Annotated in this window: 7 protein-coding genes and 1 pseudogene; 4 read left to right on the top strand and 4 right to left on the bottom strand. The window is 48.7% G+C overall.

The features are described 5' to 3' along the window. Together IQ235_RS18815 and IQ235_RS18810 are read left to right on the top strand one after the other, a co-directional pair. Window positions 1-265: aspartate 1-decarboxylase (locus tag IQ235_RS18815; RefSeq protein ID WP_264322943.1), on the top strand; the 265-nt coding region annotated here is incomplete at its 5' end. Window positions 266-284: 19 nt separating this feature from the next. Continuing rightward, on the top strand, window positions 285-1,667 hold the full coding sequence (locus IQ235_RS18810; protein ID WP_264322942.1) for a CCA tRNA nucleotidyltransferase: 1,383 nt from the start codon (window positions 285-287) through the stop codon (window positions 1,665-1,667). A gap of 228 nt (window positions 1,668-1,895) precedes the next feature. On the opposite strand, the gene IQ235_RS18805 is transcribed toward IQ235_RS18810, so the two are convergent. Then, window positions 1,896-2,198, bottom strand: coding sequence for a hypothetical protein (locus tag IQ235_RS18805; RefSeq protein WP_264322941.1), 303 nt, complete (start codon window positions 2,196-2,198; stop codon window positions 1,896-1,898). A gap of 450 nt (window positions 2,199-2,648) precedes the next feature. Between IQ235_RS18805 and IQ235_RS18800 the strand changes: the two genes are divergently transcribed. Next, complete coding sequence (locus tag IQ235_RS18800) at window positions 2,649-3,053, top strand: nuclease A inhibitor family protein (protein ID WP_264322940.1); 405 nt, start codon at window positions 2,649-2,651, stop codon at window positions 3,051-3,053. A gap of 40 nt (window positions 3,054-3,093) precedes the next feature. Here IQ235_RS18800 and IQ235_RS18795 read toward each other — a convergent pair whose 3' ends face one another. Continuing rightward, a complete protein-coding gene (locus IQ235_RS18795) occupies window positions 3,094-3,234 on the bottom strand; it encodes a hypothetical protein (RefSeq protein WP_264322939.1) in 141 nt (46 codons plus the stop codon). 186 nt (window positions 3,235-3,420) lie between these two features. Between IQ235_RS18795 and clpS the strand changes: the two genes are divergently transcribed. Further along, the gene (clpS, locus tag IQ235_RS18790) at window positions 3,421-3,747 is read left to right on the top strand and encodes an ATP-dependent Clp protease adapter ClpS (protein WP_264322938.1); all 327 of its coding nucleotides are present in this window, start codon (window positions 3,421-3,423) and stop codon (window positions 3,745-3,747) included. Window positions 3,748-3,994: 247 nt separating this feature from the next. Here clpS and IQ235_RS18785 read toward each other — a convergent pair whose 3' ends face one another. Together IQ235_RS18785 and IQ235_RS18780 are read right to left on the bottom strand one after the other, a co-directional pair. Continuing rightward, on the bottom strand, window positions 3,995-4,612 hold the full coding sequence (locus IQ235_RS18785; protein ID WP_264322937.1) for a DUF4291 domain-containing protein: 618 nt from the start codon (window positions 4,610-4,612) through the stop codon (window positions 3,995-3,997). A 9-nt stretch (window positions 4,613-4,621) separates the two neighbouring features. After that, a pseudogene (locus IQ235_RS18780) lies at window positions 4,622-5,005 on the bottom strand (NAD-dependent dehydratase); the annotation flags it as partial.

Here is a 5,005-nt window from a genome sequence, read left to right as displayed (position 1 = left end):
AGTACAAGTGGTAAATATTTCCAATGGGGAACGATTGATTACCTATGCCATTCCCGCCCCGGCGGGTTCGGGGGCGGTGGAACTCAATGGGGCGGCGGCGCGCCTGGGGGCAAAGGGCGATCGGATTATCGTCATGACTTACGGACAGCTAACCCCCGAAGAAATTGCAGATCGCGCACCAATTGTCGCCATTGTAGGCGATCGCAATCAAATTCTCGAAATTCGACACGGTCGAGATGCGATCGTCCCCACTCACTTTGTTTGATACACCTTTTTGACTCCTCTTGTTGAATCCCGATCGCCTCCTCGTACGCCTCAAAGCTCGCCTCGCCCCGGAATTTTGGGAAATTCTCGATCGTGCCTCCCAACTCGCCCGAGAACGACAGTGGCATCTCTACATCGTCGGAGGTATCGTTCGGGATTTATTGTTACTCGATCGGGGCAAGAACGATAGCTTGAACCTGCCCGATATCGATCTGAGTGTCGATCGCGCGCCCGTTGCGGCAACACCAGGGGCGGGGATCGAACTGGCAACTGCCCTGCAAAAGCACTATCCCCAGACTCGTTTAGAGGTGTTCTCCACATTTCAAACTGCAACTCTGGTTTGGCAAGGAAGCGATCGACTCAACTCGTTTTCCATCGACTTTGCCACCGCTAGAACCGAAACTTACGCCTATCCCGGTGCGAATCCCCAGGTGCAGGCGAGTTCCATTCGCGAAGATTTGTACCGACGGGACTTTACCGTTAATGCTTTTGCTGTGCGCCTCACCCATCCCGATCGCGGCGAACTACTAGATTTTTTTGACGGACTCACCGATTTAGGCAGCCGACACCTGCGGGTTCTACACGAGAAAAGTTTTATCGACGATCCGACGCGAATGTATCGAGGGGCACGGTTTGCGGTGCGGTTCGGCTTCGAGTTCGACCTCCATGCCCAACGTCTAATCCAAGACGCGATTTCCAGTGGCATCTACGCCCGAACCCTCGCCGAACGCGATAAAGTGCCCGCCCTGCAAACGCGGATGCAAGCCGAACTGCGCTACACCCTCGGTGCATCCTACTCGCAAGCAGCCCTAACCCAACTCGCTGCCCTTAACGCCTTACAATGCCTCCATCCCACCCTCTCTCTCGACGATCGCTCGTGGTGGCACCTGCGGTGGGTATCTCGCGCGTGGCAGCGTTTGGATGAGTCTCACCGACCGAGTCTTTGGTTAACTCGCTTGGAAGTCATCTTGGCAGGTCTCGCCCCGGAATTTCGCGAGTCCGTTGCCCAAAATCTCCAATTACCCGACGATAGTCAGCATCGCCTCAAAAATCTCGATCGTCTGCAAAAGACCTTTGCCGAGACACTTCCCCAATGCGATCGACCCAGCCAAGTGGTGCGCTGCCTCCAGGCTTACCATTGCGATAGCCTCTGGCTGGTGATGGTGACGAGTCCGCGACGAGTTCGGCACAAAATCTGGCAGTATCTCACCCAATGGCAAGCTGTAAAACCCCCACTGAACGGCAAAGATTTACAACAGATGGGCTATCGACCCGGACCGCATTTCCGAACGATTTTAGAGGCACTAAAAGCTGCGCTCGTTGATGGGGAAATTGAAGGAGATACTGAAGATGAAATTCGCAATAACGCTCGATTATTTGTTTTGAATAACTATCATCTTTAGTTCTATAAGCTAGAGAAAAAATAAATACCCTGATTACAGTTTTTTGTAATCAGGGTTAAAGAATAATGCGATCGCAATTTGTATTTATGTTTTCAAAAATCGTAAGTTTAAATTATTTTTATGGCTAGTACTTTCGATCTTTGAATCTAAATATATTTACGAGAATAACGATCGATCTATTCTAGTTTTTATTCGACTGTTCCCAAGTTTAAAGCACCTTTTTTAAGCTTATTGACAAACATAGCTTAGCATATCTTGAGTAGCTTGACTTTGAGGAGAATAGACCCCATAACCTTCTGCATACCATTGATTAGACGAGCAATAGGCAACAGCAGTGATGACTTCATCGTTAAGGCTGTAAGTAAAACCAATCCCTTCTTCACGTTCGTAAATGCTGTCACTATCGACATTAATAGCTTCTCCTGTAGAAGCTTGTCCGATGTAAACCCAAGAAACTGCAAGACTGGGGGCAGCAGCAGCAAATGTGGCGAGGGATGCAGCAACAGCAGTAAATGCCGATTTTATTTTCATATTTGAGGCAATTTTTGAACTAGTAACTACTCTGTCTTAGCCCAGCTTTTCAGTCCGTGTCAATATTTTGAGATTTATAAATTTCAGATCGAGCTTATGATTACTTTTTAAAGTTATACCCAATTTGATTTTATAAATTTACTTATAATAAAGGAAAAATAAAGTTCGTGAAGATTCACTCTTTTAGATCGGTAATTTATTGAAAATTGAGTAGTAGGCGTATGCTAAAAAAGTGAAAACTTTATTGCAGTTCCAGTCAAATTTGCCATCTCCGCCCTACAAAACCTTCAATAAAAATCGCGATAGAAACGCTAACCGATGCGATCTCGATGAATGGGCGATGAAGTTCCAGGTGTCAAAAAAAACACAAAGTAGAAAAAGTCACCTATAATTAGCCCTGGTCGTAAGATAGGGCGCACTCAATTGAAAAACGACCCGTACGATAGATTGATGGGGGTAGCAGTGAAAGATCGAGTATTACTAGAACGACTACGTGAGGCAACCCATGGATTGGTGTGGCGCAGCGAGTCGAATTATCCCTTTGAAGTGTTTTGCTGGGAAGGTAGCCGCCTCAGCTTAGAAGAACTCATCAAACGGACGGGGTATTCCACCGATACGATCGAAATTCTCCAACTCGATCGTTTTTTCGAGCGAGTGACTCAGCTCAAAGACTGGCACGACGATGAAGAAGCTAAAGAAGTCCAACAGTATCAAAATCTCGTAGCATTGCTACAAGACACCCTCGACGATCTCGTAGTCTTTCGATTGGGTAAAGTTGAAATTGCCATTTACATTGTCGGCACGACCTCTGAGGGCAATTTAGCCGGAATTTCCACCACGGCGATCGAAACGTAGCCATGAAGATGTTTGACATCGAACTCAGAGCGTAGAAACCTCATGCCGCTTGTCTGACTCGAACGTTTGCGATCGGACGCGGTGGATTCGACCAATATTGCAATAGGCGATTCTCGCACTGTTTGCCTAGCAGCAGCTGGTTTTTCTTAGAAAGTACGGGAGAAATTTGAGTCGAATTCATCGTCGAGCACCCTGGTGTAGTCGTATTTCTTTGCTCTACAGATACATACGTCTGGGTCACGATCGCTTATGCACTTTTGCGACATCTGGCGGTAGATTTAGTCAACTCTCCCAACGAAACCCGTTACACTAGGGAATAAGATTTCCCAAACGCCGCGCTCGTTCCTTTTACTTTGCCAATCGTGCTATGACGACTCCACTTGCAACAGTCATTCGCGCTGCCTCGACCACACCTACAGTCACACCTGACCGGTCGAGTCAAGTCATCCGCAAACTTTACCCCAACTACAAAATCATCGTTCTCAACGACGATTTCAACACTTTCGAGCACGTTGCGAAATGCTTGATGAAGTATATTCCGGGGATGAGCGGCGATCGCGCTTGGGAGTTAACCAACCAAGTTCATTTTGAGGGACAGGCGATCGTCTGGACGGGACCTCAAGAGCAAGCGGAACTCTATCATATGCAACTAAGTCGCGAGGGGTTGACGATGGCCCCGTTGGAGAAGGCTTGAGGCAAGACAAGGAAGAGGACGGGGAGATGGGGGGACGGGGAGACAAGGGAGACAAGGGAGACAAGGGAGACAAGAGAGAGAGTAACCATTCCCTATTCACGGCTTGTGCAACTTTTTCTGAGGCATTGAATTTACGTGGTTTGAGCTACCCAAAATTTGGACATTCTCACCAATCATTACGGAAAATCAAGTGTTTCAGACTTTAAGTTGCACAAGCCGTTATGCCCTATTCCCTATTCCCTATTCCCTATTCCCTATTCCCTATTCCTGGATAAACGTATTCGGTGGGAGTTTGTAGCGATTCCCAATCCTGCGCTCGCACGAATTCGTATTGCTGCGCGACGAATTCGGAAATATCTTCAATATCGAGAACCCAATCTTGGGCGTAACGTGCTAGCACTTCACCGCGCAATCCCAGTTGAATGGCACGTCGCTCTAATTTTGCACCACTGGGATGACGAGCCGGATCCCACTGCAAGCGTACGGAGGATTGCTTAACGTGCCGCTGCCACGCGCTGCGAGTCGAGTATAACTGCGGCGCGAAACTCGACGGGACGGCGGCTGCGAGAATTTCATCAAAAGCCGATCGCCACAACCGAACGGCTAAAATCACTTCCTGTCCGGCTTTGGTTCCCCAACCGGAACGATACATCATCCACAAAAAGTTGGGTTTAATCCAACTCATGCGCGTGAGGCGAAATTCTCCACCAAAATAACCCTGTGAGGCGGCAAAATGACCGATTGCCGGACGATAGGCTTGGTAGACGACGATCGACTCCCCGTCAAACTGAGCGAGGATGTGACGACCGAAGGGGGGCCATCGACGAACTTGGGATAGATAGGGTTCCGTTGCCAGCCTCACCACGACACCGAGTTACTTTCTGCGCCAAGACACTTTGGGGAGAATTTGGTCTTTGTCCACCCGTTGCTTGTATTTGATGGCAAAGTTGAGCAACGAATCGATCAAAGAATCCGACAGGTTGTGCGGCTGCAATCCCAATTCTAGGAGATTGGTATTTTTGGCATTGAAGTAGTGGTCTTCGAGTTCCACTCTCGGGTTTTCCAGATTTTGGATTTCCACATCCAATCCCATCCCGCTTCCAGCATTCTTCACCATGTTTGCCAGTTCCGCCACGCCGAACATTTCGGTAAACTGGTTGAAGACGCGGAACTGACCCGGTTCGGCCGGATTGGCGATCGCCAACTCGACGCAGCGCACCGTATCCCGAATATCCAACAAGCCGCGCGTTTGTCCCCC

It is taken from the genome of Zarconia navalis LEGE 11467, from assembly GCF_015207075.1.
Lineage (GTDB): Bacteria > Cyanobacteriota > Cyanobacteriia > Cyanobacteriales > Geitlerinemataceae > Zarconia > Zarconia navalis.
The sequence above is the reverse complement of the archived record's forward strand: the minus strand, read 5'-3'. Positions and strand labels throughout refer to the sequence as shown.